General features: G+C 62.8%; 31 protein-coding genes and 1 pseudogene. 15 read left to right on the forward strand and 17 right to left on the reverse strand.

Features of this window, described 5'->3' with window-relative positions; all coding sequences use genetic code 11:
• Positions 1-8: 8 nt before the first annotated feature.
• The 4 genes from CO666_RS06810 to CO666_RS06825 all read right to left on the reverse strand — a co-directional run bounded on the left by CO666_RS06810 (position 9) and on the right by CO666_RS06825 (position 2,920).
• Complete coding sequence (locus CO666_RS06810) at positions 9-434, reverse strand: hypothetical protein (protein WP_097611312.1); 426 nt, start codon at positions 432-434, stop codon at positions 9-11.
• 118 nt (positions 435-552) lie between these two features.
• Positions 553-1,956 carry a sensor histidine kinase gene (locus CO666_RS06815; RefSeq protein ID WP_003569355.1) on the reverse strand — a complete coding sequence of 468 codons (1,404 nt, stop codon included), beginning with the start codon at positions 1,954-1,956 and terminating at the stop codon, positions 553-555.
• Positions 1,946-2,617 (reverse strand): response regulator transcription factor, encoded by a 672-nt coding sequence (locus CO666_RS06820; RefSeq protein ID WP_097611313.1) that lies wholly within the window; start codon positions 2,615-2,617, stop codon positions 1,946-1,948. The genes CO666_RS06815 and CO666_RS06820 overlap by 11 nt, the downstream gene beginning before the upstream one ends.
• 54 nt (positions 2,618-2,671) lie before the next feature.
• Positions 2,672-2,920 carry a hypothetical protein gene (locus CO666_RS06825; RefSeq protein WP_097611314.1) on the reverse strand — a complete coding sequence of 83 codons (249 nt, stop codon included), beginning with the start codon at positions 2,918-2,920 and terminating at the stop codon, positions 2,672-2,674.
• Between the two features lie 463 nt (positions 2,921-3,383).
• Between CO666_RS06825 and CO666_RS06830 the strand changes: the two genes are divergently transcribed.
• A complete protein-coding gene (locus CO666_RS06830; RefSeq protein ID WP_097611417.1) occupies positions 3,384-4,607 on the forward strand; it encodes an MFS transporter in 1,224 nt (407 codons plus the stop codon).
• A gap of 265 nt (positions 4,608-4,872) precedes the next feature.
• Here the strand turns inward: CO666_RS06830 and CO666_RS06835 are convergent, their stop codons facing one another.
• Together CO666_RS06835 and CO666_RS06840 are read right to left on the reverse strand one after the other, a co-directional pair.
• The gene (locus CO666_RS06835; protein WP_097611418.1) at positions 4,873-5,178 is read right to left on the reverse strand and encodes a Dabb family protein; all 306 of its coding nucleotides are present in this window, start codon (positions 5,176-5,178) and stop codon (positions 4,873-4,875) included.
• A 27-nt stretch (positions 5,179-5,205) separates the two neighbouring features.
• Positions 5,206-5,882: pseudogene (locus tag CO666_RS06840) on the reverse strand (hypothetical protein); the annotation flags it as partial.
• A gap of 147 nt (positions 5,883-6,029) precedes the next feature.
• Between CO666_RS06840 and CO666_RS34860 the strand changes: the two are divergent.
• Entirely contained in the window at positions 6,030-6,161 is a 132-nt protein-coding gene (locus CO666_RS34860; RefSeq protein WP_280951780.1) for a hypothetical protein, read from the forward strand.
• Positions 6,162-6,277: 116 nt separating this feature from the next.
• Here the strand turns inward: CO666_RS34860 and CO666_RS06845 are convergent, their stop codons facing one another.
• From CO666_RS06845 to CO666_RS06860, 4 genes are all read right to left on the reverse strand, one after another.
• Positions 6,278-6,838, reverse strand: coding sequence for a TetR/AcrR family transcriptional regulator (locus CO666_RS06845; protein WP_097611315.1), 561 nt, complete (start codon positions 6,836-6,838; stop codon positions 6,278-6,280).
• Between the two features lie 13 nt (positions 6,839-6,851).
• Positions 6,852-7,313, reverse strand: coding sequence for a nuclear transport factor 2 family protein (locus CO666_RS06850; protein ID WP_097611316.1), 462 nt, complete (start codon positions 7,311-7,313; stop codon positions 6,852-6,854).
• Positions 7,314-7,423: 110 nt separating this feature from the next.
• Positions 7,424-8,377 (reverse strand): pyridoxamine 5'-phosphate oxidase family protein, encoded by a 954-nt coding sequence (locus CO666_RS06855; RefSeq protein WP_097611317.1) that lies wholly within the window; start codon positions 8,375-8,377, stop codon positions 7,424-7,426.
• Positions 8,378-8,436: 59 nt separating this feature from the next.
• Entirely contained in the window at positions 8,437-9,048 is a 612-nt protein-coding gene (locus CO666_RS06860; RefSeq protein ID WP_097611318.1) for a glutathione S-transferase family protein, read from the reverse strand.
• 140 nt (positions 9,049-9,188) lie between these two features.
• On the opposite strand from CO666_RS06860, the gene CO666_RS06865 reads away from it, so the two are divergent.
• A complete protein-coding gene (locus CO666_RS06865; protein ID WP_097611319.1) occupies positions 9,189-10,094 on the forward strand; it encodes a LysR family transcriptional regulator in 906 nt (301 codons plus the stop codon).
• 59 nt (positions 10,095-10,153) lie between these two features.
• Here the strand turns inward: CO666_RS06865 and CO666_RS06870 are convergent, their stop codons facing one another.
• Both CO666_RS06870 and CO666_RS06875 read right to left on the reverse strand, forming a co-directional pair.
• Complete coding sequence (locus CO666_RS06870) at positions 10,154-10,522, reverse strand: DUF983 domain-containing protein (protein ID WP_097611320.1); 369 nt, start codon at positions 10,520-10,522, stop codon at positions 10,154-10,156.
• A gap of 281 nt (positions 10,523-10,803) precedes the next feature.
• The gene (locus CO666_RS06875) at positions 10,804-12,207 is read right to left on the reverse strand and encodes an aminotransferase-like domain-containing protein (RefSeq protein ID WP_097611419.1); all 1,404 of its coding nucleotides are present in this window, start codon (positions 12,205-12,207) and stop codon (positions 10,804-10,806) included.
• A 193-nt stretch (positions 12,208-12,400) separates the two neighbouring features.
• Here CO666_RS06875 and CO666_RS06880 point away from each other — a divergent pair, with 193 nt between their 5' ends.
• A complete protein-coding gene (locus CO666_RS06880; RefSeq protein ID WP_097611321.1) occupies positions 12,401-13,306 on the forward strand; it encodes a S1C family serine protease in 906 nt (301 codons plus the stop codon).
• Between the two features lie 179 nt (positions 13,307-13,485).
• Positions 13,486-13,866, forward strand: a complete 381-nt coding sequence (locus CO666_RS06885) for a VOC family protein (RefSeq protein WP_097611322.1) — start codon at positions 13,486-13,488, stop codon at positions 13,864-13,866.
• 48 nt (positions 13,867-13,914) lie between these two features.
• Here CO666_RS06885 and CO666_RS06890 read toward each other — a convergent pair whose 3' ends face one another.
• Entirely contained in the window at positions 13,915-14,301 is a 387-nt protein-coding gene (locus CO666_RS06890) for an ectoine synthase (RefSeq protein ID WP_097611323.1), read from the reverse strand.
• Positions 14,302-14,433: 132 nt separating this feature from the next.
• Here CO666_RS06890 and CO666_RS06895 point away from each other — a divergent pair, with 132 nt between their 5' ends.
• The 4 genes from CO666_RS06895 to CO666_RS06905 all read left to right on the forward strand — a co-directional run bounded on the left by CO666_RS06895 (position 14,434) and on the right by CO666_RS06905 (position 17,337).
• A complete protein-coding gene (locus CO666_RS06895) occupies positions 14,434-15,300 on the forward strand; it encodes a LysR substrate-binding domain-containing protein (RefSeq protein ID WP_097611324.1) in 867 nt (288 codons plus the stop codon).
• Positions 15,301-15,403: 103 nt separating this feature from the next.
• Positions 15,404-15,796 (forward strand): hypothetical protein, encoded by a 393-nt coding sequence (locus CO666_RS06900; RefSeq protein ID WP_179869624.1) that lies wholly within the window; start codon positions 15,404-15,406, stop codon positions 15,794-15,796.
• Positions 15,797-15,838: 42 nt separating this feature from the next.
• Positions 15,839-15,982, forward strand: coding sequence for a hypothetical protein (locus CO666_RS34070; protein ID WP_164517669.1), 144 nt, complete (start codon positions 15,839-15,841; stop codon positions 15,980-15,982).
• A 233-nt stretch (positions 15,983-16,215) separates the two neighbouring features.
• Positions 16,216-17,337 carry a fatty acid desaturase gene (locus CO666_RS06905; protein WP_097611326.1) on the forward strand — a complete coding sequence of 374 codons (1,122 nt, stop codon included), beginning with the start codon at positions 16,216-16,218 and terminating at the stop codon, positions 17,335-17,337.
• Here the strand turns inward: CO666_RS06905 and CO666_RS06910 are convergent.
• Positions 17,328-18,242 (reverse strand): SDR family oxidoreductase, encoded by a 915-nt coding sequence (locus CO666_RS06910; RefSeq protein WP_097611327.1) that lies wholly within the window; start codon positions 18,240-18,242, stop codon positions 17,328-17,330. The two genes, CO666_RS06905 and CO666_RS06910, sit on opposite strands and share 10 nt — an antisense overlap.
• 110 nt (positions 18,243-18,352) lie before the next feature.
• On the opposite strand from CO666_RS06910, the gene CO666_RS06915 reads away from it, so the two are divergent.
• Positions 18,353-18,913 (forward strand): TetR family transcriptional regulator, encoded by a 561-nt coding sequence (locus tag CO666_RS06915; protein ID WP_097611420.1) that lies wholly within the window; start codon positions 18,353-18,355, stop codon positions 18,911-18,913.
• Positions 18,914-18,918: 5 nt separating this feature from the next.
• Here the strand turns inward: CO666_RS06915 and CO666_RS06920 are convergent, their stop codons facing one another.
• Complete coding sequence (locus CO666_RS06920) at positions 18,919-19,383, reverse strand: YcgN family cysteine cluster protein (protein WP_097611328.1); 465 nt, start codon at positions 19,381-19,383, stop codon at positions 18,919-18,921.
• 217 nt (positions 19,384-19,600) lie between these two features.
• On the opposite strand from CO666_RS06920, the gene CO666_RS06925 reads away from it, so the two are divergent.
• The 3 genes from CO666_RS06925 to CO666_RS06935 all read left to right on the forward strand — a co-directional run bounded on the left by CO666_RS06925 (position 19,601) and on the right by CO666_RS06935 (position 23,270).
• A complete protein-coding gene (locus CO666_RS06925) occupies positions 19,601-21,799 on the forward strand; it encodes a transglycosylase domain-containing protein (RefSeq protein WP_097611329.1) in 2,199 nt (732 codons plus the stop codon).
• A gap of 342 nt (positions 21,800-22,141) precedes the next feature.
• Complete coding sequence (locus tag CO666_RS06930; protein ID WP_097611330.1) at positions 22,142-22,729, forward strand: DUF1214 domain-containing protein; 588 nt, start codon at positions 22,142-22,144, stop codon at positions 22,727-22,729.
• A complete protein-coding gene (locus CO666_RS06935) occupies positions 22,722-23,270 on the forward strand; it encodes a DUF1254 domain-containing protein (RefSeq protein WP_097611331.1) in 549 nt (182 codons plus the stop codon). The genes CO666_RS06930 and CO666_RS06935 overlap by 8 nt, the downstream gene beginning before the upstream one ends.
• 14 nt (positions 23,271-23,284) lie before the next feature.
• Here CO666_RS06935 and CO666_RS34075 read toward each other — a convergent pair whose 3' ends face one another.
• Complete coding sequence (locus tag CO666_RS34075) at positions 23,285-23,452, reverse strand: hypothetical protein (protein WP_164517668.1); 168 nt, start codon at positions 23,450-23,452, stop codon at positions 23,285-23,287.
• A gap of 559 nt (positions 23,453-24,011) precedes the next feature.
• Between CO666_RS34075 and CO666_RS06945 the strand changes: the two genes are divergently transcribed.
• Positions 24,012-24,218 (forward strand): hypothetical protein, encoded by a 207-nt coding sequence (locus CO666_RS06945; protein ID WP_097611421.1) that lies wholly within the window; start codon positions 24,012-24,014, stop codon positions 24,216-24,218.
• 251 nt (positions 24,219-24,469) lie between these two features.
• The gene (locus tag CO666_RS06950; RefSeq protein WP_097611332.1) at positions 24,470-25,519 is read left to right on the forward strand and encodes a DUF2336 domain-containing protein; all 1,050 of its coding nucleotides are present in this window, start codon (positions 24,470-24,472) and stop codon (positions 25,517-25,519) included.
• A gap of 27 nt (positions 25,520-25,546) precedes the next feature.
• Here the strand turns inward: CO666_RS06950 and CO666_RS06955 are convergent, their stop codons facing one another.
• Positions 25,547-25,891: a DUF1491 family protein gene (locus CO666_RS06955; protein WP_097611422.1), complete on the reverse strand. Its 345-nt coding sequence runs from the start codon at positions 25,889-25,891 to the stop codon at positions 25,547-25,549.
• Positions 25,892-25,918: the final 27 nt, after the last annotated feature.

Here is a 25,918-nt window from a genome sequence, read left to right on the forward strand (position 1 = left end):
CACCGGGTTCAGCCGAGCGGCGACCAGCTGCCATCGGCGTTGCGGCAGGCAGCCCCGCGTACCACCGTGTCCTTGCCGTCGACAGTCAACGTATGGGTATATTGCCGGCAGTTCTGCGAACCGACCTGATAGGGTGCGGCGGCGACAACCTTGCCGGTGACGTCCTTGCCGGTCCACTGCATCGGCTGGCCGACGGCGGCACCTTCCAGCGCCCGATATTCTGCCTCGAGCGCCCGCTGCTTGTCGCTATCGCTCAAGGTCACGCCGCTGCGGCCGACAAGGCCGCCCTGCAGCGCGGTCAGGAAGGCGGCCGAGGCCGAGGGCTTGCTCGAAAAAATGCCGCGCGACGCGCCACCCTTCGTCGTCGTGCAGCCGGATAGCGCGACGGCGACGAGCAGAGCGGAAGCGATCATGCCTTGCGAGCGTAAAATCATTGCGTCGAACCACGATCAGGGGTCAAATTCAGCCGATCGAAGTGCAGCGTCCCCGTGTCAGCATTAAGGCAAAGCATGCTATGCATTTGCCACTATCTTTGTGACATCAAGCAGTTGCTCATGCAACATCCTTTGTGATGCCGGGCAGAATAAGCTTCGCCTTGAGCCCGCCCCATTCGCCGCGGGACAGTTCGAGCCGCCCCTGATACTCACCGGAAATCTCGGTGACGATCGAAAGGCCGAGCCCGGTGCCGGGCTTGCTTTCGTCGAGCCGGCGGCCGCGCTTCAGCGCCTCACGGATCTGATCGGGCTCCAGACCCGGCCCGTCATCCTCGACGGCGAGCTCCACCCAATGGCGCCGCGCACTCGCCTCCGCTCCCTTGACGTCGTCGCCGGCCTCGACGGCCGAAAGCCGTACCTTGCTTTTGGCAAAACGCGCCGCATTCTCCAAAAGATTGCCGACAGTCTCCTCAAGATCCTGCTGCTCCATGGCGACGGCCAGATGCGGCGGCGAGACGACGAGATCGAATTCGGTATCAACGTTCAGCCGGCGCATGACGCGCACCAGCCGCTCGAGCGCCGGCTCGGCGTCGGTGCGGGCGAGCACGGATTCACGCTGCGCGGCGATGCGGGCCCGGTTGAGATAGGACTGCACCTGCCCCTGCATCGATTCCGCCTGGCTGCGCACCAGTTCGCCATGGGATTTTTCCAGCACCCGCGCTTCGTTCAGGAGAACGGCGATCGGCGTCTTCAGCGAATGGGCGAGATTGCCGACCTGCATGCGGGCGCGCTCGACGATGCGGCGGTTGCTGTCGATCAGCGCGTTGACCTCGTTGGCGAGCGGCAGGATTTCGCGCGGAAAATCGCCTTTCAACTGCTCGCTCTCGCCGGCGCGGATGCGCTCAAGCGCGGCACGCGCCTTGTCGAGCGGCTTCAGGCCATAGAGAATCGCCAGCGCGTTGACGATCAGGCTGCCGACGCCGAAACCGGCGAGCGCCAGATAGAGGCTATGGGAAAAGGTGCGGACATCGTCCTCGACGACATCGACATTGCCGGTGACGCGGACACGCGCGGCGCGCCCGTCGGTATCGAGCACCACTTCGGTTTCGGCCACCTGCACGCGATTGCCGGAGGCATCCGTCACCTGATAGTAGCGTTCGTAATTCTTGTCGAAGGGCGCCTCGACGACGGAGGGAACCGGAATGAGCGCCGAGCCGAGCGAGGGCGACACCAGCGGTGCCGTCGTATAGGTGCCGAGCGGCTCCACCACCCAATACCAGCCGGTCTTCGGCTGGGCAAAACGCAGGTCGCCGAGTTGCGGGCTGCCGCTGAGCGCCCCCTGATCACCTATCGTCACCGAGTTGATGACGTTATAGAGCTGCGCCCGCAGCAGATCCTGGAAACCGCGTTCGGCGCTCTTGCGGTAGAGGGTGGAGATCAAAAGGCCGATCACCACAAGCGCCACCGTCGACCAGACCGTGGTCAGCAGCAAAACGCGGGCGGTGAGCGACTTAATTCGCATGTTTCGGCGCTTGGATGCGGTAACCGAGACCGCGCACCGTTTCGATCAGATCGACGCCCATTTTTTTGCGCAGGCGGCCGACAAAGACCTCGATCGTGTTGGAATCACGGTCGAAATCCTGGTCGTACATGTGCTCGACCAGTTCGGTGCGCGAGACGACCTCACCCATGTGATGCATGAGATAGGCAAGCAGGCGGTATTCATGCGAGGTCAGCTTCAGCGTCGTGCCGTTGACCGTCGCCTTCGAGGATTTGGTATCGAGCCGCACCGGCCCGCAAATGATCTCGGACGAGGAATGCCCGGCCGCGCGCCGGATCAGCGCCCGGATGCGCGCCAGCACTTCCTCGACATGGAAGGGCTTGGTGACATAGTCGTCGGCGCCGGCGTCGATGCCGGCGACCTTGTCGCTCCAGCGGTCGCGCGCCGTCAGGATCAGCACCGGCACGCCGCGGCCGGCGCTGCGCCATTTTTCGAGCACGGTGACACCGTCCATCTCCGGCAGGCCGATATCGAGGATGATGGCGTCATAGGGTTCGGTATCGCCGAGGAAGTGCCCCTCCTCGCCGTCGAACGCCTGGTCGACGACATAACCCGCCTCTTTCAGCGTGTCGGCCAACTGCCGGTTCAGATTGACGTCGTCTTCGACTACCAGAATGCGCATCGGTCCGCCTTCGCCCGCTTCAAATCGATCATGTCCTGAATAGACCGATTCCGCCTACATCGGAACCTTTACCGTCACTTTGCGTGGACGCTGGCCGTTGCCCGACACCAGAACGGTGATGATGCAGCTATCGCCCACCGGTTGTACCGACAGGAGCTGGCCGCCCGTCTGCTCGACCACCTGGGCTGCGGCGGCGCTGCAATCGGCTGCCACGCGCAGGACGAGGTTGCCCGCGCCCTCCGGTGAGGGCGCCGATACCACCAGTCCGGCGACCAATGCTGCGACGCTCAGAGGAAGGGCCATGTGCTATGCTTTCAAGGTAATGCCAACGTGCTGCGAATATGTACTCACGCGACCTGAATGGCAAATGAATGCGCTGTAATGCAGGGCATTTAGAACCGTTCTCGACTATTTGCGGGCAGCCGGTACCGGCTGCTGAAAACCGCCGCCGCGGCCAGCTCCGGCGGCCTTCCCGGCAGCGAAAAATCGCCTTCGACCTCGGGAGCAACATGGTCCCTGCAAAGGCAGGACGAGGTTGAGCCGACCCCAATGCGATCACCCGTGAAGCAGCCGCATCGGTTTGGCTGCCGCGCCCGCAGTTGCTGGCATCGGCCCGGTTTTCACGCGCCGGTCGTCCTGAAATTGTACCATTCCATCTTTCCGTCCCTTGGGAAAAAGCACAGGCCGTAAGTGCGATCGCAGCTTTGACCGACCGATTGAAACTGTTATGTCCGTGGCTTCCCGCATTCAGGCCCTTTCAGCACCAATGCCAAATTCTTTCCGCTTCCGCTCGGCGCAGACGGTGACCGTGCTGGCCGTCACCCAGCTGATCGGCTGGGGCACGACATTCGACATGCTCGGCGTCATGGGCCGGATCGTGGCGCCCGCTCTCGGCCTGGTGAATGAGGTGGTGTTTGCCGGCCTGACGATCATGATGATGGTCAGCGCCATCCTTGGTCCGGCGACCGGCCGCTGGCTCTCCCGCTACGGTGCCGCCCGGGTGCTTTCGGCGGCCTCGCTGACTTTTGCGCTCGGCCTCTGTCTGCTTGCCGCCGCAGACGGCATCATGCTCTATGCCAGCGCCTGGGTCGTCATCGGCATCGGCGGTGCATTCGGCCTTTCGGCACCGGCCTATACCGCCGTCGTCGAGCGCGAAGGCGAAAACGGCAAACGCGTCATTGCCATCCTGATGTTGTTCACCGGCCTGTCGAGCGCCATCTTTTGGCCGATCCTCAGCCTGCTCAACGAGACGATCGGCTGGCGCCCGACCTTTCTCGTCTGCGCAGCGCTGCAATTCTTCGTCTGCCTGCCGCTGCATCTTTTTGCCTTGCCGAAGCCGATCGCAACGCGTGGCGAAGGCGGCGCGGCCGACATTGCCCCGGTGCCGCTCACCAAGGCGGCGCGGCGCAAAGCCTTCCTGCTGATTGCCGCGGCGACGACGATCACGACCTTCATCACCTTCGGCATCTCGCCATCGCTGCTCGAAATCTTCCGCCAGTCCGGCGCCTCACCGGCGTTCGCGCTGCAGCTCGGCTCGGCGCGCGGCGTGCTCGGCATCTCGGCACGGTTCCTCGACATGCTGCTCGGCCGGCGCGGCAACCCCCTGCTCAGCGCGGCCATGGGCATCGGCCTGATGGCAACGAGCTTCCTGGTGATGCTGGTCGCCGGTCCGTCGGCACCGATGCTCGTCACCTTCGTCCTGCTCTATGGCTTCGGCGCCGGCGTCATGACCGTCGCCCGCGCGCTTCTGCCGCTGGCGCTGTTTTCGCCGGGCGAATACGGCCTGCAAGCGGCCCGGCTGTCGCTGCCGCAAAACCTTGCCAATGCCATTGCCCCGGTCATCTTCACCGCCATTCTCGACCGCGCCGGCATCGGCCCGGCGCTCGTCACCGGCGCCGCTCTCGCGGCCCTGGCGCTGGCCTTCATACTGATGCTGATGGCGCTGGTGCGCGGCGCCCACGCATCGCAGCCGAGCCCGGTCGTTCCTTGAGAGCCCGACCCGCCAACTCAGCCATTCTTAATATGTCCTGATTATCATCGAGATCCGGACGAGGGCCGCTTTCCTGTCGCGGCCAGTTCGCAATGAGCGCACAGCCGCTTTTGGCGAATCTTTTGAATCGCTTGCCGCCGCTTTTTCGAAAGTTGAATCCGGTGGCTCGGAAGTTGAGCGAGCTTCGCGCCGATCCGAATCCGGAAAATCAGTCATCCATTTGAAATTCAATGGATATGGCACGGCAGCCGGATGTCTGCGAAAATCAGAGCGGCCGCGTCACCGCCGTGTGGCTGTCGTAATCGGCGGCGATGCGCTTTTCCCGGAGCGGCCGGACGCGTTCGATCGACAGCTGGTAATCGGGATGAGCCTTATAGGCGGCAAGGGCCGCCTCGTCGTCGAATTCGCCGTAGACGACGAGATCGATCTCGGTGCCCAATTGATCGGTCTTCACATTGGTGCCGATTTCCAGCAGCCGCGCATGCGGAATGGCGGTCAGGATCGAAAGCCCGGCCCTCACCTCCTGCAGATGTTCCTCCTGCACGGTGAAGAAGACGATATGGCGGATCACGCGGCAGCTCCTGTCAGATTCAGAGATCATCCGCGCGATAACACGCTCGCCGCAGGCCTTCAACCGCGCGAGCGTCCTTGCCCGGCATCCGGACGTATCGCCGCATCGAAGACCATGGCGTAGGCTGCGAGCTTTTCCGCCCGATCGGTGCCGTTGACGATGCGGCGTGCATTCACCCAGTCCGCGGTCGTCGCGTTCAGATGATCGGCGAGTTTGTGGCCGGTAAAACTGCCCTGCAGCATGCCCTCGATCAGGATCGTTACCGCCGTATCCATGTCCATCGCCCGGTCGGGATCGGCAACGAGGTCGATGCCGGTCAGCACGCTCATCGCCTCATAGTTCCGCTTGTGGGTCAGCTGCACGAGGCCGCGCCCGAGCCAGCTGCGGCCATCCTCGTCCGGCCGCCAGTAGGGCGTCTTTACCCAGGAGAGCCGACCGGCGGCAAAAGCCGTCTCCAGGATCTCGACCGCGCGTGCATCGCTTTCCGCCAGCGTCTCGCGAACCGGCTGCATCGTATAGGCGGTTTCGTGATAAGCGGTGGCGAGGATATAGGCGAGCCACCGCCGGTCGGCATGGGAAAACCGCTTTTCCCAGGCGTCGAGAATCGCCGTGATACCCACTACCTGAGGATGCGTCACTTCTCCTTTGAAGAGCTCGCTCCGCACCGCCTCGAAAAAGAAACTGCGGTCCATGTGGACAACCATTCCGCGCCTCCTCCAAAATGACATGGTTAAACCCGAGTTAATCGATTAAAATTAATTTAATCGTTTAAAGTGTTTAAGCTACTGATTTACACGCCTTTTGTCTTGTGCAATGCATCTTCTTGCCCTGAAGCCTTGAGGAGACTTCCGATGCAGACGCCCGCCACGACGCAAACCACCATTCCCCAGCACCTCGTCGACCAGATGGAAAACGAGTGGCGCCAGATTCGCCTTGAACGGGAAAATCCGCGCCCGGCCCAGCAGCCTCAACAGCAACGCTGATATACGCAAAACCGTCGCGATGTAAGCTCGAGCGGCGATCAATGCCCCCGGCCAATCGACCTGGCCGGGCGAATTTTTGACAGCTGCCATAAACATCCCAGCGGCTTGACCACCCCTCATCGCATCACGGCATCGAGCCGTTTGGCCAGCACTTGCAGCGATCGGGTGAAGACCTTTGTGTCATCCAGCGCCCGCGACAGCACCAGTGCGCCCTGAATGCCGGCAACACTTTCTTCGGCAAGCGCCTGCGCCTCCTCCTGCAGACAGCCTGCCCGCATCAACGCCGAACGCAAGGCGTCGACCCAGCGGAGGAAATAGCCGCCGATTGCTGTCGAAAATCGTTCCCGGGTTTCGTCAAGGGCAAAAGCGCCGACGAGGCAGATGCGGCGGCCGGAGCGAAAATAATCGTTCACATCAGTCCACATTGCCGCGATCGCCTGATGAGGGTCCTCCGTTCTCAAGGGCCGATAGATCGTCTGTTCGAACCAGGCGTCGACCTCGGCAAGCACGGCGGCCGCCATCTCCTCCTTGCCGCCGGGAAAGAAGTGATAGAGGCTGCCCTTACCGATGCCGGTGCGTTCGGTGATGCGGCTGAGCGACGCGCCCTCATAGCCAAGCTCGCGGAAGATTTCCGCCAGCAGCGGCACGATGTCGGCGCGTTCATAGACGGTCTTCACCCACCGCCGCCTTTCAGAGGCCGAGCTCGCTCAGGCCGGGATGATCGTCCGGCCGCCGGCCGAGCGGCCAGTGATATCTACGCTCGGTTTCCCGGATCGGCAGGTCGTTGATGCAGGCGAAGCGGCGCTGCATCAAGCCGGCGGCATCGAATTCCCAGTTCTCGTTGCCATAGGAGCGGAACCAGTTGCCGCTGTCGTCGTGCCATTCATAGGCGAAGCGCACGGCGATGCGATCATCGGTGAAGGCCCAGATTTCCTTGATCAGCCGATAGTCCAACTCCTTCGCCCATTTGCGGGTGAGAAAGGCGACGATCTCGGCGCGGCCGTTGACGAATTCGGCGCGGTTGCGCCAGCGGCTGTCCGGCGTATAGACGAGCGAAACGCGCTCGGGATCGCGACTGTTCCAGCCGTCCTCGGCAAGGCGGACTTTCCGCGTGGCGGTCTCAAGGGTGAAGGGTGGGACGAGACTGGACATAGGTTCTCCTGGGTGCTCCTGTACTGAGCAGTTATCATTGTACTGATCGGTACAATCTTGGCAAGTCGCCGAAGCCACGCTTCACCTCAGAGGCCGAACCGCGGCTCCTTTCACCCGCGGGAGCGACGCGGCAAGTCGGGGGTCTCCTTGCTCCACCGCAACGGCAGAGCATCCGGGCGAAACACGATCTGTTCCGCGGTGAAGCGCCACAGCCGTTCCGCCCCTTCGAAGGTGCCGACGTCAGGTGAATCCAGCAGCACCTCGGCTCTTCCCGTCATCTGCAGCATGTCGCCGCTTTCGAAATCGACGAAAACCAGCCCCGCCTTCGGATTGACGAGGAAATTGCCGAGCGTGTTGAAGAAGCGATTGCCGGAAAAATCGGGAATGGTCAGCACGCCGTCGGCACCGAGACGCACGAAGCCGGCATAGCCGCCACGATGCGACACATCCACCTGCCGCTCGCCACCGTCGCGATCGACATAGGAGGCGACGAAGAAGGTATCGGCGCCCTCGACCATCCGCCGCATGCGATCGTCGAGCTGGCCGGAACGCAGCGGCTGCATTGCCGTCGGCAGATCGGGATCGCGGACAAAAGCGCAAGAGCGTGGCTGGATATATTGCGGGCAGTTGCCGAAGCTCTGGCCGACGCGGACGTGGAAAGCCCCAGCCTGCGTCCTGCGGATCACGCCGTTCAGCCGGTTGCGCCGCCGGGTCTCGAGCTGGATGCCGAGCATCGCGACCGCATCGCCATCCCCCATGCCGGCATCGGCAGGATCGGCGGCGTCGCGCGGCAGGTCGACATCAAGGAGTTCCGGCTCCGGCGAGGCCAAGAAACCCGGGCGCCCAGCCCGCACCGTCGCCCAGACATCACCCTTGGCGTCGACGGCACCGAGCACGAGGAAAGGCAGCATCGGAAAGAAGGCGCGATGCTGCTCCGGCATCGCCTTGCGGACGAAATTCCGTCCCGGCCCGTCCATGCGCTCGACGACGCCGACACTGCGCTGCATGGCAAGTTCACCCTCATGCCAGGGTGACGGCGCGTCCTGTCTTGTCTGCTCCAGCATCACGGACCTCCTTACGGGCATGATTGGGGAAAACGGGACGGCGACCCCGCCCCGATGGTTTATGCAGCAAGGCCGATCTTCGTCTTGCGGAAGCCGACGAAACCCGGCAGCGCCTCGATGCGCGCCAGCCAGGCACGGAGGCCTGGATAGGCCGAGATGTCGACATTGCCCTCCGGGGCATTGGCGATGTAGCTGTAGAGGGCGACATCGGATATCACCGGTTTGTCGCCGAGCAGGAAATTGCGGCCAGAGAGTTCCGCCTCGATCAGCGCGAGAATGCGATGCGCCCGGGCGATCACCTCATCGGTGCGGAAATCGGCACCGAAGACAGTGACCAAGCGAGCAGCACACGGCCCGTAGGCGATCTCGCCTGCCGCGACCGACAGCCATTTCTGGATCCGCGCCGCAGCCAACGCCTCTTCCGGCAGCCAGTCGGTGCGGCCGTATTTGCGGGCGAGATAGACGAGGATGGCGGAGGAATCGGCGATGACCGTGCCGTCGTCGTCGAGGACCGGCACCTGGCCGAAAGAATTGAGCTTGAGAAACTCCGGCGCCTTGTGGGCGCCTGCCGCCAAGTCGACTTCGACCAGCTCATAGGGCACGCCAAGCAGCGACAGGAACAGGTGAGCCCGGTGCGAATGGCCGGAAAGCGGATGATAATAGAGCTTCATGATGGTTTCCTTCGGTCGCCCCGGTTGGGGGGATTGACGATGGCCGCTTCGAACCATCTGCGGCGTAATTTATTGCCTTCCACAGGGAAGCAGTAGAATGCATAATCGGAAGGGATATTACCAATTAATGGAAGGATAGAATGGACCGCCTCGATGCCATGACCGTGCTTCTGGCCGTGGTCGAACAGGGCAGCCTGTCGGCCGCCGCACGGCATCTGCGCTCGCCGCTCGCAACCGTCAGCCGCAAGGTTTCGGAACTGGAAGCACATCTGGGCGCCCGGCTGCTGCAAAGGACCAACCGGAAGGTGGCGCTGACGGAGGCCGGCCGCTCTTACGTCGAGGCGGCGCGGGAAATTCTCGATCGGGTGGAAGAGGCGGAACGGGCGGCGGCCGGCGAATACAGCGCGCCGAAGGGCGAGCTGACGATGACCGCACCGATCGTCTTCGGGCGGCTGCATGTCTTGCCTGTCGTGGTGGACTTCCTGAAGGCCTATGCCGATATCAATCTGCGGCTGATGCTTGGCGACCGGCTGTCGAACCTCGTCGAGGATCATATCGATGTGGCGCTCCGGATCGGCAACCTGCCGGACAGCAACCTGATTGCCATCAGGCTCGGGGCGATCCGCCGGACGGTCTATGCCAGCCCGGATTACCTGACGCGGCACGCCACACCGCTGCATCCGGGCGATCTCAGCGCGCATGACTGCATCACCTTCGAGGCCATGGCCTCGAAGGTGAGCTGGACTTTCACCGAAGGAAAACGCGATCTCCCCGTGCCGATCCGTTCACGGCTTGCCGTCAACACCGCCGAGGCTGCGGTCGATGCGGCGGTCGCCGGCCTCGGCATCACCCGGGTTCTTTCCTACCAGGCCGCCCGCGCCGAGGCGTCAGGCCTGCTGGTGCCGCTGCTTGCCGATTTCGAATCGCCGCCGGCGCCGGTGCATCTCGTCTACCCCGCGCAAGGATTGGTGCCGCTGAAATTGCGGGCGCTGCTCGATTTCGCCACGCCGCGCCTGCGCGCGACGCTGAACGGCCCCAGAGCATGATGCCGAAAGGTGTGAGCGGATTCAGATTCCAGGCCAGTCGGCCTAAAATCATCGCGGATCTAGGCGAGCTTGCCCTCTTCCGCCTTGTAGAAATACTGGCTGGCGACCAGCCAGCCCTTCAGCGGCCGCAGCGGCGGAATGCAGGTGGCGAGCATGAACGGGCCGGTGACCAATAGCTGCACCCAGATCGGCGCCGAAAAGGCCACCTCCAGCCAGACGCCGAGCAGCACGCTCGGGATACAGGCAAAGCAGATGACGAAGAAAGCCGGGCCGTCAGCCGGATCGGCGAAGGAATAATCGAGGCCGCAAGCCTCGCATTCCCGCCGCAACGTCAAGAAGCCCTTGAACATATGGCCCTGGCCGCAGCGCGGGCAGCGTCCCCTGATGCCGGTCTGCAGCGGAGGAAGCGGGGGGAATTCGGTCTCCATAATGATCTCGCCTTGTTTTGCGCGGACATCGAGTCAATCAATGCCCGACAATGCATGCATACAATATAGCTACATTGACTCGCTATTGCCAGTCAACTCGTCAGAATGCCGCACACCTCCCGTGAACCGGCGGGCTGACCGCAGATTTTCCGCGTCGTACCAAGAGCCGGACAGGCTCCGACATCTCGGCTGATAGAGGGAACATGGTGGCGGCATTCAAAAGTCGCCGCACAAGGCGCTGGGCGCGACGGACGCGCCTGACGGTCAGTGAGGCTTGAACGTCAGAAGAACGAGGCGGCCATCTCGGGAGGGCCTTCCAGCGCATGGGCCATGAATTCCAGCGCGCCCTGCAGCTTCTCCCGGGTGATCGGGCCGCCGAGGCAGATCCGCACGGCCTCGGGTGCTGCGCCCTCGACCGTGAAGGCGTCGCTTGCGACGACGCCGATGCCGGAGGAGCGCATGTGGCTGCCGAAGGTGGAGCGGGTCCAGCCATTGGCGAGCGGCAGCCAGATGTTGAAACTGATCGGATCGGCACGGTAGCTGCCGGCCGGCAGGATGGCGGCGACCATCTGCTGGCGGGCGGCGGCTTCACTACGGATGAAGCGCAGGATCGCATCGGCGGTGCCGTCCTCGATCCAGCGGGTGGCGAGCGCCACGTTGAGCGGCGAGGCCATGACATTGTTGGCGCGCATGGCGCTGACGAAGGGCCACACCGCCTTGCTGTCGGGCGCCACGACATAGGCGAGGCGCAGGCCCGCGCCGATGCATTTCGCCAGTCCGCCGATATGCCAGGTCAGATCGGGTGCCGTTGCCGCCAGCGGCGGCGGGCCTTCCAGCGGAATGAAGCCATAGGCATCGTCCTCGACGATCGGCAGGTGATATTTGCGGGCAACGGCGGCGATCTCCCCGCGGCGTTTGGCCGGAATGGTCAGCGTCGTCGGGTTCTGCAGCGTCGGATTGAGATAGAGCGCCTTGGGCTTCAATCTCTCGCAGGCTGCGGTAAAGGCGTCCGGCAAGATACCGTCCTCGTCCATCGGCAGACCGGTCAGATTGAGCCGCAACTGGGCGGCGATCGAGCGCATGCCGGGATAGGTGACGATTTCCGAAAGCACGGTCTCACCCGGCTTCGCCAGCAGGCCGAAGATCGCCAGCAGGGCGGGGTGGGCGCCCGGCGTCACGAAGATCCGCTCCTGCGAGGGCTTGAGCCCGCGACGGTCGAGCCAAGCGGCGGCAGCCGCCTTGTCCATGCCGGCGCCGCCGAAACCCTGATAGCGCAGCAGCGGAATGAGGTTCGCCGCCACTGCCGACATGCCCTCGCGCATGCGGGCGATCAAGTCCGGATCGTCCGGTTCCGGCGGCATGTTCATCGAGAAATCGACGACGGAGGCGCGGCGCGGATCGGGCGCGGCGTCGGCGCTGAAACCCCGGCGTTCCCTATCCGCACCACCGGTGACGAAGGTGCCGCGACCGACATGCGAATCGACAAGCCCGCGCTTCTGCGCCTCGACATAGCCTCTCGCCACCGTCGTGAAGTCGACATTCAGCCGCTTGGCGAGTTCGCGTTGTGGCGGCAGCCGGTCTCCAGCCACCAGATGGCCGCTGCGCAGATCCATTTCGATCACGTCGGCGATCGCCATATAACGGGGGCTGCTGCTGCGGCCGAGATCGGGATGCCAGTCTTTCATGTCGTAATCCGCGTCAGTCTGATTGCTGATGGGATTGACTGTATATTGTTGCATGACGCTGCTGTCTACCGCGCCATGGAGGTGGTTTCGGCAAATTCCCGCCCTGCAGTCTTGCCGCCGCCCATCCATCTTCTTACTTATTCTAGGTGGAAGGCGCCGGCTTCCAGCCTGTCGCGCCGATCGGGATGAAAGCATGAATATCGATCCAATCCTGCGGTCAGTTGTGGCCGTTCGTTCCTCCATTCCGGAAGATGCCTTCACGGCGGAGACGCTGGGCACCGTCCGGGAGGGCAGCGGTGTGGTCATTCGCGACAATGGGCTGGTGCTGACCATCGGCTATCTCATCACCGAGGCCGAAGAGGTCTGGCTGACCACCCATGACGGGCGTGTCGTTCCGGCGCATGCGCTTGCCTATGATCAGGAAAGCGGCTTCGGCCTGGTGCAGGCGCTGGGGGCGCTGAACGCGCCGGCAGTGGATCTCGGCGACGCGGCAAGCGCCAAGGCCGGCGATCCCGTGGTGCTTGCCGACGGCATCGGCGAATTCGTCGAGGCCAACATCGTCGCCCGGCAGGAATTTGCCGGCTACTGGGAATATCTGCTGGACGAGGCGATTTTCACGGCTCCCGCCCATCCTTCATGGGGCGGTGCGGCACTGATCGGTTCGGACGGCAAGCTTCTCGGCATCGGTTCGCTTCGCCTGCAAATGAGCCAGGGCGACGAGGTCGCCGACATCAACATGGTCGTGCCGATCGACCTTTTGACGCCGATCCTCGACGATCTGTTGAACCGCGGCCAGGTCAACAAACCGCCACGGCCCTGGCTCGGCGCATTCTCCGCCGAAAGCAATGGCGGCGTCGTGGTCATGAGCGTCGCCGAAGGCGGTCCGGCCGCCGAGGCGGGCCTGCGGCAGGGCGATATCATCTCGGAGATTCGCGACGAAGAGGTCGATGGCCTGGCCGATTTCTACCGTAAGGTCTGGAGCAGCGGCCCGGCCGGCGCCGAGATTCCGATGCGCATCCTCAGGAACGGCCGCGAAGCCTGGCTACGCATCAAGTCGGCCGACCGCAACAGCTTTCTCAAAAAGCCGCAGTTGCAGTAAGGGCGCACCGGCGTCGTGAAGCCGCCGGCCATCTGTGCTTGCGATCATTCCAGCCACCGTGAACGAGCAGGCAGGCTGCAATGACGGTGCCGGTCTGTTCGTTCACTCAAAGCCAGCGGTTGAAAAATGCCGGCGCCGTGCCATCTTGGGAGTGAGCGGGAAAAGGAGTTTTTCGGTCCATGTTCGATCACGTCTCCATCGGCGTCAAAGATCTCGAAAGAGCCCGCCGTTTCTATGATGCGGCGCTGGCGCCGCTTGGATATGAGCGGCTATCCAACTCCGACAGCATGATCGGCTACGGCCCGGAAAGGGTCGGTCTCTGGGTGATGCAGGTCGAACACCCCGTTCCTGCCGACATGCGATCCGGACTGCATTTCTGCTTCGTCGCCCCGAACGAGGCGGCGGTCGATGCCTTTTACGCAGCGGCAATCGCCTCCGGCGGCACGGATAATGGCGAACCAGGCATCCGGCCGGATTACGGGCAATTCTATTATGCCGCCTTCATCATCGACCCGGACGGCTACCGCCTTGAAGCCTATTTCCACAAAGGCGAGCTTTAACAGGCCGTTAGCCGCAGAAAGCCCCGCGCTCTTCCTATCCGGCCAATGTCAATAAGCCGATCCCGAGGGGTCGTTCAGATTGTGCCGCTCGGATCCCTGAAGCGGCGGATTGAAGACGCTGACAAGGATCAGGTCCTGGTCGCGGCCGCCGCGCAGCAGATGTTTGTCATGCTTGTCGAGCACATAGATGTCGCCCTGGCGGATCGGGAAGACAGTGCCTGCCATATCCTCCACCTCGCCCTCGCCGGCGATGCAATAGCAGGCTTCAAGATGCTGGCGATATTCGAGAAGTGAGACGGTGTTGGCACGTACGATCGTATGGCAAAGGGTAAAGCCCATCCCGTCCTTTTCCGTCAGCAAACGATGGCTCGTTCCGTTGCCCCATTCCACGAAGTGGTCCGTTGTTTCGACATCCTTCAGGCTGCGCACGTACATTCCGCTCTCCCTCTGTAAGAAAATTTGACATGCAAGCAGTTATGGAGATCTGCTTTACGCAGTCATAGTCTCTTGATTTTCCTGCTTGGACAAATGATGATTCCTCATCAGACAGGTAAGGAAAACTTACAGATGACACTCCCGTTCGGCGCATTGAGAGCATTCGAAGCAGCAGCGCGTCTCTCGAGCTTCTCGCGCGCAGGCGACGAATTGCGCGTTACCCATGCGGCGATCAGCCATCAGATCCGTCATTTGGAGGAATGGTTCGGGCGCGCCTTGTTTCTGCGTGAAAAACGCGGCGTGCGGCTGGCACCGGAGGCCAAAAGGTTTGCCGAGATCCTATCGAGCAGCTTTGAGAGAATTTCTATCGAAGCGGAATTGCTGAAGCTCAGCACCAGATCCGAGATCACCGTCGCCTGCATCCCGTCCATCGCGACGCGATGGCTCATACCGTCGCTCGGCGATTTCCTCGCCAGGCATCCGGATGTCACAATAAGGGTGGTCTACGCCATGGCCGAACAGCGCCTGCGTGAAACCGGCTGCGACATCCTGATCACACTTGGCGCCGACACCTCCGAAGGCGTCGTTTGCCAGCCGCTTTTCTCCCGTGCCGCTCAACCTGTTGCCAGCCCGCGCTATCTCGAACGAAAGGGCAACTTCCGCCAGGCGACACAGATCGCAACGGCAGATCTGCTGCATGACGAGACCACCGCGCACTGGGCGCAATGGCTCGACAAGGCCGGCGTGCCGTTTACCCAAACGCTGAAGGGGCCGGTGTTTCAAGACTTCAATTTGCTCGCAACTGCCGTCATTGCCGGTCATGGCGTGGCGCTTTGTCCGGTCGAGTTATGCCGCCGCGAAATCGAAAACGGCGACCTTGTCGTCCTCTCGGACGTTTCGATTCTCGAACACGAGAATTACTTTCTGATCCGCAAGGCATCGCCCCAAAAATCAATTTCCGCCTTCAGCACATGGTTCAAATCCGTCACTAATAGATGACAGGCGGGGATCAGGCCGCCTCTCTTGAAATCGAGATGCGGCCCATGCACAGGCGCCTCCATCGAAGCCAAGAATCCCATTGCGCTGCCTCAGCGAAAGGCGCATGGTTTCAGCTTCGGCAGCCATTACACGGGCGCTGCCGACTGAGGGTTTGAAACCCCTCGCCCCGACGAAAGGAGGACCGATGTCTTCCACCTCCAAAAGGCCGTATCTGACATCCTGCGATCTCGACATGCTTCAGGGCGTGCTCGACGCTGCTGGCTACGACGCCAAAATCACGGCCGACGACGAAGAGGTCTTCAACGTCGCAGCCGTGCTGCTGATCAGACTGTTCCGGGAGGGTGTCACCTCACCGGCCATGCTCTCACAGGCACTCGATTATTATTTCGGCAAACCGAAGACGCCACCGAAACCGGTCACACCCGTTTGCAATCGCTATGCTATACAGGGATTGCCCCGCGAGCGCCGCGCCTCGGGTTCGTTCAGGGGCGGGTAAAGCGCTATCGCCTTCAATTTCGATCCAGAGGGAGATTCATCCATGGCAAAGGGACAACTGAGAAGCAACCGCGAGGTCCGGAAGCCGAAGAAGGACAAGCAGGCGGCGAAGGGGGATAATACATTCGCCAATCAGATGAAGACCGCGACCCAGAGCGCACCGCACGGCAGTGCTCCGAAGAAATAGGCCTGCATCGCCTGCGGCCTCTCGCCTTCACCGGCGCAGGGCAGCGCAAATCGAGATCGATTTGCGCTGGGGATGATGTGCGGTTAAAAGCGGCGGCGCGTCCTGCCGGACGCGCGAGGGGTGACCCGTGTTTTCGAATAAGGCCGGAAGGTGCCACATAGCATGACTCTTGTTCAACCAATTGGCCGCGTCGACACTTCGTCGCCGGTCGCCGCCTTTCACGGCGTTCTCTAGTGATCGAATCCGCACGCCGCTACGAGAGCGAGGAAATCGAGGTCGCCACTTTCGACGCCCCTGGTGAAAACCCGGAAAAACCCGCGGGACATCCCGCCCCTTTCGCCGAGAAGGCCTGGTTGAAGATCCTTGCCGGATATCGCCAGCCGAGGGCTGCCCGCAGCGCCTTCGAGCTTGCCGTCACGGCCATCCCCTTTGCGCTGTTTTGGGCTGCCGCATGGGCGGCCGTTCACTATAGCTTCTGGCCCGGTCTGATCCTCGTCATTCCCGCCGCCGCCTTCCTGCTGCGGCTGTTCATGATCCAGCATGATTGCGGCCACGGCTCGTTTTTCGCCCGTCGCCGCCTCGACGACTGGGTGGGACGCACGATCGGCATTCTGACGCTGACGCCCTATGATTATTGGCGCCGGGCGCATGCCGAACACCACGCCTCGGCCGGAAACCTCGACGAGCGCGGCGTCGGCGACATCGAGACGCTGACGATCGCCGAATATAACGCGCTGTCGCGCTGGGGCCGGCTCGGCTACAGGCTCTACCGGCACCCGGCGGTGATGTTCGGGATCGGGCCGGCATGGCTGTTCATCATCAAGCAGCGCCTGCCTTTCGGCATGATGCGCTCCGGCGCCCTGCCCTGGGTCTCGACCATGGCGACCAATCTTGCCATCGCACTCGCAGCAGCATTGCTGATCTGGGCAGTCGGGATCGTCCCCTTCCTGCTGGTGCATCTGCCGATCGTGCTGCTAGCCGGCGCCGCCGGCGTCTGGCTGTTCTACGTCCAGCATCAGTTCGAGGAAACGCACTGGTCGAAGAAGCCGGACTGGCAGTTCCAGCATGCGGCCCTGCACGGCGCCTCGCATTACGACCTGCCGCCGGTGCTGCGCTGGATCACCGGCAATATCGGCATCCACCATGTGCATCATCTGTCCAGCCGGGTGCCCTATTACCGGCTGCCCGAAGTGCTGCGGGACCATCCCGAACTCGCCGATCTCGGCCGCATCACGCTCATGGACAGCCTGCGCTGCGTCAAGCTGGTGCTGTGGGACGAGCAGACGAAGCGGCTGGTGTCGTTTCGCGAGGCGGCCCGGCTCGCAGCCGCGGGACAGACAGCGCTTCAGCGGTAGCCTCTGACATCGGCCGGTTTGCCGGGCTCCTGCACCTCTATCAGGTAGCGCCAGCAATCCGGCCGTGAACCGTCGATATCGTCGAAGCCGTAGACCTTGGCCAGGTCGCCGCTCGACAGCGACTGACCGTTCCAGCGGGCGCGGTCGGGATCCGCTGATATGGCCGCAACCGCACGGCCGACGAAGCGCGGCGTTTCGGAAATGGCAAAATGCGGCTGCACCCTGGTCGCGTCGCGCCAGTTCTCCTCGCCGACACCATAGGCATCCAGCATCATTTCGGAGCGCAGCCAGCCGGGTGTGATCGAAACGGCCGTGGCGCCATGTTTTGCCAGATCCTGCGCATGAGCCCAGGCCATGCGGGTGACGCTTGTCTTGACGAGATCATAGAAGGGCGAAAGCCGGTAGTGCGTTGCGTTGTATTCCGCCGTGCCGTCGGTCATTTCCACCAGCAGTCCGCCCGGCCGCTCGATCATCAGCGGCAGGGCGTAGTGGGTAGTGATCAGATGCGTGTCGATGCCGAGCCGCAGCATGCGCAGACCACTGTCCAGCGAATGTTCCCAGACGGCCTTGTCCCATTCGAACAGTTTTTCGCAGCCCCAGATGTCGTTGACGAGAATATCGAGCCGGCCGGCTTCGCTGCGGATGCGGGCGACCAGCGCCTCGACCTCCGGCGCGACGAGATGATCCACCGGCACGGCAATGCCCCTGCCGCCTGCCGACGTCACCAGCTCGGCCGTCTCCTCGATCGTCTCCGGCCGCATATATTCGGATTGCCGGGCGCGTGTCGTGCGGCCCGTGACATAGACGGTGGCACCGGCAGCGCCCAGTTCCACCGCGATGCCGCGACCGGCGCCACGTGTCGCGCCCGCCACCAACGCCACTTTCTCCCGCAACTGTGCTGTCATCTTTCCATCCTCCAGGCCAGACAAGATTTCAGTTGGATCGGCCGAGATGCCGGCCTATTGTTTATAAACGAATGATCGTTTATAAAATTGGCGAATGCAAGGGGAATGTCATGCCGCGCCGCCGTACACTGTCCGATGAGCAGCTTCTCGCCATGGTGCTGGCGGTCATCCATTCCGAAGGGCCTGATGCGGCGACCTTTGCGGCGGTGGCCAAAGCGAGCGGCCTTTCCGGCTCGACGCTGGTGCAGCGTTTCGCCACGAAAGCGGCGATGCTGCGGGCCGCCCTGCTCTATGCCTGGGACCGGCTGGATGCGGAGACGGCGCGGCTTGCCGAGAGCGTGGCGAAAACCCCGGAAGGCGCCGTCGCGTTGCTCGTCGGCCTGTCGCAGGATTACGGCGACAATGCTGCTGCCTATGGCGAGGGATTGCTGGTGCTTCGCGAGGATTTCCGCGACCCGATGCTGAGGGCCCGCGGCGCGGCCTGGGGAACCGCGCTGACGGCTGATATCGCCCGATGTTTTGCATCGGCAAGCGCGCCGGAGACCATCGCCCGGCTGATGCTGTCGCAATGGCAGGGCTCGCTGACCTGGTGGGGATTTGGCGCAGACGGACCGGTGGACGCCTATGTGGAGACGGAACTGCGGCGCTTCCTCGCCGCCGTGACATCCTGATCCGCTTAGGCTTTCTCCTCGCCCACGGTCAGCGGCCAGTCGACGACGTAATCCTCGAGATCGTCGATATCGATCTCGGTTTCATTGATGGTGCGGCCGCGGGCGGAAATGCCGGCGGCATGAACGGTTTCCGGATCGCCGGAGACGAGCGGATGCCACCAGTAGAGATCGCGGCCCTCGTTGACCAGCCGGTAGCCGCAGGTGGGCGGCAGCCAGGCGATATCGGGCACATTCTGCTTCGTCAGCTGCACGCAATCCGGCACGAAATCCCAGCGGTTCTGATAGCTGGAACAGCGACAGCTTTCGCCGTCGAGCAGCTTGCAGCTGACCGAGGTGAAATAGATATCGCCGCTATCCCATTCCTCGATCTTGTTGAGACAACAGAGGCCGCAGCCATCGCAGAGGCTTTCCCATTCGGCAACGGTCATTTCGGCAAGCGTCTTGCGCTTCCAGAAGGGCAGATCGATCATCGTTCGTTTCTTGCAACAGCGGCCCGCAAATTCACGTGACCGTCATGCATCTCTCTTGTTATCGGCCACAAAATCAATCAATTCTTCAGCATGCTCCTGATACCGAAGAATTCTCTTCCGGGGTATCGGAGAGCTTTGCGGCCATATGCAGGCTTGCGTTCCATCGCCTTCCGACGGACGGACATGAGGCAAGCGCGATCAGGCGGGAATACAGGACGTGCAGGATCCGGACAACCCAGAAAATGGGCCAAAAAACGGGCCAGAAAACGGACCGGAAAAAACGGCGAACGACGCGGCGGGCAAGCGGCCGGCGAAGAGCCGTCACATTCTGCTGCGCATCGATTCCTGGATCGATTCGACCGTCTGGAACGCCGGCTTCCGCGCCGCCGAGATCTGGGAAGACATCACCATCTTCTTCCGCCGCTTCCGGGTGCGCGGCTGGAAGCGCATGGTCTTCGAACTTGCAGGCGAAGGGCTGACGCTCGGGGCGGCCGGTTCCGTGCTGATGCTGCTGCTCGCCCAGCCGGCCTTCGAGGCGACCAAGGAGGACTGGCGCAACCGCGGTGATTTCGCCGTCACCTTTACCGACCGCTACGGCAACGTCATCGGCCATCGCGGCGTCATCCACCAGAATTCCGTGCCGATCGATGAGCTGCCGGATTCGCTGATCAAGTCGGTGCTGGCCACCGAAGACCGGCGCTTCTTCGACCATTTCGGCATCGACGTCATCGGCCTCTTCCGCGCCATGGTCACCAACGCCCAGGCCGGCGAAGTCGTGCAGGGCGGCTCGACGCTGACCCAGCAGCTGGCCAAGAACCTGTTCCTGTCGAACGAGCGCTCGATCGACCGCAAGGTCACCGAAGCGTTCCTGGCGCTTTGGCTCGAGGCCAACCTTTCCAAGAAGGAAATCCTCTCCACCTATCTCGACCGCGCCTATATGGGCGGCGGCACTTTTGGCGCAGCGGCGGCGGCGCAATTCTATTTCGGCAAGAACATCACCGATGTGAATCTTGCCGAATCCGCCATGCTGGCCGGCCTGTTCAAGGCGCCGGCGAAATATGCGCCGCATGTCAACCTGCCGGCGGCGCGTGCGCGCGCCAACGAGGTGCTGACCAATCTGGTGCAGAGCGGGCTGATGACCGAGGGCCAGGTGATCGCCGCCCGGCGCAATCCGGCGACCGTCGTCGACCGCAACGAGGTGGAATCGCCCGATTTCTTCCTCGACTGGGCCTTCGACGAGGTGCAGCGGCTTTCGCCGCGTTTCCACCAGCATTCGCTGATCGTGCGCACGACGATCGACATGGGCATCCAGCAGGCAGCCGAGGATTCGGTCGAAACGTCGCTGCGCGAATATGGCGAGGCCTATCACGCCAAGCAGGGCGCCATGGTGATGATCGAGAACGGCGGCGCCGTGCGCGCCATGGTCGGCGGGCGCGATTACGGCGAGAGCCAGTTCAACCGCGCCACCAAGGCGCTGCGCCAGCCGGGCTCCTCCTTCAAGGTCTATACCTATTCGGTAGCGATGGAGAGCGGGATGACGCCGCAGACGACGATCGTCGACGCGCCGATCTCCTGGGGCAACTGGAGCCCGCATAATTATGCGAACCGCTACGCCGGCCGCATCACGCTGGAGACCGCGATCGCCCAGTCGATCAACACCGTGCCGGTGCGGCTCGCCAAGGAAAAACTCGGCATCCAGCCGATCCGGGCGATGGCCAAGAACCTCGGCGTCGAAACGCCGATCCGCGACGACGTCACCATCCCGATCGGTACATCCGAAGTCACGGTGCTCGACCAGGCGACCGCCTATGCCACCTTCCCGGCCGGCGGCTACCAGTCGCGCCGCCACGGCATCACCCAGATCCTCGATTACGAAGGCGACGTGCTCTATGATTTCGACCGCGACGAGCCGGCGGCGAAACGCGTGCTGTCCGAACAGGCCGACGCCTATATGAACCAGATGCTGTCGCGCGTTCCCTATGTCGGCACGGCGCGCAAGGCGGCCCTCGACAACGGCATCCTGACCGCCGGCAAGACCGGCACGACCCAGGCCTATCGCGACGCCTGGTTCGTCGGCTTCACCGGCAACTACACCTGCGCCGTCTGGTTCGGCAACGACGATTATACCTCGACCAACGAGATGACCGGCGGCTCGCTGCCGGCGATGACCTTCAAGCGCGCCATGGATTACGCCCACCAGGGTGTGACGCTGCGCGCCATCCCCGGCGTCCAGAACCCCCTGCCCTCGGAAAAGGATCTCGCCAAAACCGCCGCCGCCAAGCCGCAGGACGGATTGCCGCAGCTCATCCGGCCGCGCATGCTTTCGGTGCAATCGACCGACATCCTCAAAAAGCTCGGCGAGAAGCTGAAGACTGCCGCGCCGCTGGCGCCGGCGAAGGTGGCGAGCGCGGAGTAGACTGACGCGGGAGATTGCCGGTGGCTGCCCATCCGGCTGTGTGAAAGACCCCTCCCCAACCCCTCCCCACAAGGGGGAGGGACTAACCCCGAGCGCCCGCCTCGTTCCACCCGAAACGTCGCAGATATGGAAAACCGGTGCGGCAGGTCAAGCCCCTCCCCCTTGTGGGGAGGGGTTTGGGGAGGGGTCTTCCTTAGCGCCAACCGGCAGCCTTATTGCCGCACTTGGCATGACGGCTTCGCAGATATAACCATGGATCAATCGACGCTCATCTCATGGCGCGGCATTCCACCCTGCCAGAATCAGTGGTAACCCTTTCATCTCGGTTTCCAAGGTCATGACGTGTTTCGCTTTCCCCTTTTCATCCTGATCACGCTGATCGTCGCCTTCGGCGGCGGCATCATGATTTCGCTGTATGCGCTGGATGCGACGCAGGGGTTCGGGGCGATCAAGCTCGGCGCCTGGGAGGCTTTTCCGGCGCTGCAGACTGTCGAGGCCGACCCTTACGCCAAGTCGCACCGGGCGCGCGCCGGCAAGCTGCTGTATGGCAGCGCCGAGGGACTGACCTTTACGGCGAGCGTCGATGACGATGGGGCGCGGCTGAATGCCGGCTGCCGCTACCGCATCAGCGGGCAGACGCCGCCTGCCCGGCTGTGGACCCTCTTTACCGCCGACAATAGCGGCAATCCGGCGGCGGTGAAGAGCGGGCTTCCCTCGGCGCTCAATTCCTGGACGGTACTGCGCCAGCCCGACAGCAGCTTCTCGATCGACATCTCCGCCGCCGCGCAGCCGGGCAACTGGCTGGCCTTGCCGCAGGCCGGCACCTTCCGGCTGGTGCTGACGCTGTTCGACACGCCGACGGCCGGCAGTTCCGGGGTGATCGACCTCGCCATGCCGAAGCTGACCAAGACCGGATGCGGCAATGCTTAGGATCTTCTTCGCCATCCTGACCGGGCTTTTCGGCGCAGCGTTGCTGCACCTCGTCATCATCCTGTCGCTGCCGCATTTCACCGGCAGGGATGCGGCGACCCGTGTGGAGGCTGAGGGCGACCTCAACAATTTCTATCTGCTCGGCGACCGGTATGACGAGGCCGGCCTTGCCAATGGCGACCCCTTCCTGCGCACCGCCGTCTGCTCCTTCGATGTCGAGGATGCGCCGGTGCATTTCAGCGCCAAGGGCAATGTGCCCTTCTGGTCGATCGCGATTTACGACAGCGCCTCCAACGAGGTCTTCAGCATGAACGACAGGACGTCGGTCGGCGGCGCGCTCGACGTGCTGGCCGGAGGTCCGATCCAACTGACCGACCTGCGCAAGAACCTGCCGCAGGAATTGCAGCAGGCGATCCTGGTGGAAATGGCACGGCCGGACGGTTATGCCGTGCTGCGGACGCTGGCGCCGCAGGCGAGTTTCGACGAGGCGGCGCGGAACTTCCTGACGGGAGCCGGCTGCGAGCAATTCACCGCTCGCTGAGGTTGAGAAGGCGGTTACTTCTTGTTGACGCGCGGCGCGGACGCCCGACGCCGTTTCGGGCTCTCGACCAACCGCTCGTAGCGGACGCCGGTGAACCATAGGATCTTGGCTTCGCGGGGCTCCTTGTCCGGCCGACGCGGCGCCCGCGGCAGCCGATCCGCCAATGCGACTACTATTGCCATGCTCGTCTCCATGCACTGCCCGAGACGGATGAACTTGCGATGGATTTCACCCTGCCCGCCAATGTGCGGGCCGGCGCGTCCTGCGGTGCCGGGATTGCCGGACCGAGGGCATTCGCGCCTTTCCCACGGCACCAGATTGAAATACCGTGATCAGGAGTTTCAACGATCCAGTTACTCAAATCGCGTCGTTCCTATCCGAATTGAGACAGATGACAGTTAACAGTTTACTAATGTTCGGCAGATGCCGAATACAGTTCACCTCACTTTCACAGTAACGCGCAACGAGTTGATTTGGTTTCATGCCGCTCGTGCAAAGCACCAGACGCGGACCGGCGCATTAAATTATAGATAAATCATGTAGTTGTAGGAGACCCAAGCGGATTGCCTGCGGCGAAATGGATGGTGTTGCAGAAATACTGCATGAAAATATTTAATTGCGGCCAACTCGAATGCGCGTATGGTTGCTCTCGTCGATCGCCGTTTCCGGGCGCCGGTCGACGGCGGATTTTCCAGCGATTGCGGATTTTCCACGCTCTTGCCGGAATGCGGAGGACACGCTGTGTCTTTGCTGGTGAATTCATCTTTCTCGCCTGAGGATCTCGACGTGCTGCGCAGTGCGCTCGATGCCTGGTGCGTGGAACAGCACGTCGACATCAGGAGCGCCGAGGCGCAGTTTGCGGTATCCGCAGCACTCGACCTTTATCAGGCCGGTTACGACAGTCGCGAAACGCTGCTGCACGCGTTGCACGATCGCAAGGCCGCCTGACCTTTTCCACCATCACATCAGCGATCAGCAATCGCGGCAGCGCCGCGTTCCAAGGGGCAATTTTATATTGCCGACTCAACAAATCGCGACACGCCTGACGTGTATATTTCTGGTGCATTTTAATAAAATCTTCAGCATGCATTAACCCTACCGGTGTAGGATTTGTTCATAACCGACGTGGTCCGGCATGCGTCCCGCCAACGCATATCGACCCGTGGTTCCCCTTGGTTCGGCGTTTTCGGGGTGTTCGTGTGCGTGACCGGTTTCGAGACCTAGAGGGCCCCTTGGCCGTCAGGAAAAAGGACGTGGTATTGATGGCGACTGTCAGCAGTTTCGAGAACCTGTCTCATCCGACACGGTCCGAACTGCGTCAATTTGCCGAGCTTTTCATGCCGCTGTTCCAGGCCTCCTCCGACGAGGCTAAGCGCCAAGCGGTCGCAGCACTGTCCCAATGCGCGACAATGCCGGCCGCCGTGGCGCTGTTCATCGGCAACCAGCCGATCGAGATCGCCGCCCCTTTTCTTGCCGCCTCCAAGGCGATCGCCGACGATACGCTGATCACCATCGCCCGCATGCAGGGTGCAGCGCATGTCAGGGCGATCGTCAGCCGCGATTCGCTTTCGCCGAAGGTCATCGATGCGCTGGTGTCGCTGCGCCAGACCCAGCCGCGGCCGGCGGCCGCGTCGGCGCCGATCACAGAATCGCAGACGGTGCCGCTTACGCCGGCGCCGACCGAGACCAACGAGGCGGATGCGCTGGAAGAACAGCGGATTGCCAATGAAGAGGCATTGCGCGAGCGCATCCTCGGTCTCGCCGGCCATCTCGGTCATAAGGAGGAGGACAGGCTCGGCCTGCGCACGCTCACCGACATCCAGGAGGCTTTGCTGGTGCGCTTCGCCCGCTCGCGCGAGGCGATGCATTTCGCGACCGCGCTTGCCGATGCGCTGTCGGCCAGCCGCTGGCTTGCCGAGCGCATCATGCTCGATCTTTCCGGCCAGCAGCTCGCCACCACGCTGACGAGCCTCGGCATGGGCTTTCTCGACGCCGTCTTCGTGCTGGAGAAATTCTATCCGCATCTTGCCGAACGGCAGCACAACGTCACACGCGGCTGGATGGTGCTCGATGCGCTCGACCCGGAAGAATGCCACGAACGTGTGGACGCCTGGCGCCGCGCCGATCGCTACACATACAAGCCCGATGTGCCTGACGCGCCGGCCCCTCGGGAAACGCCAAACCACCGTTTCATCCATCAGGCGCCTGCGCCACGCGATCTGCGCGTCCTCGGACGGCGGTCTCGCTGAATTCAAGGCACTGCGCGTCTTTTCACGTCAGCCATCCCGCGCAAGCGGGATGATGTCGCCCAGTTCCTCTGCCTCCAGCTCGACGATCCACAGATCCGGGTCGAAGCGGCGTTCACGCTCCAACATGGCGCGCACGGCTTCCGGATCGCTGCGCAACAGGCGGATTTCGAACAGGCGATCGCCGGCCTCTCCCTCGCCGAAGGCGGTCTGCGGCGCCGGCGCATAGAGCGTTTCCGAGCCGTCGCGGAAGTGCTGGCGGATGAAGATCGCACCCGCTTCCTCGGCCCCCTTCTTTTCGACGGCGGCGAAATCACCGCCGGCGAAGACGCGGCGCAGCAGGGCGGAAACGAAGATGTCGGCGCGTAATCTCATCGGCGCGGTATAGACTGGCGGGCAGCC

Origin of the sequence: Rhizobium chutanense (genome assembly GCF_002531935.1) — a bacterium.
In the GTDB taxonomy this organism is placed as follows: domain Bacteria; phylum Pseudomonadota; class Alphaproteobacteria; order Rhizobiales; family Rhizobiaceae; genus Rhizobium; species Rhizobium chutanense.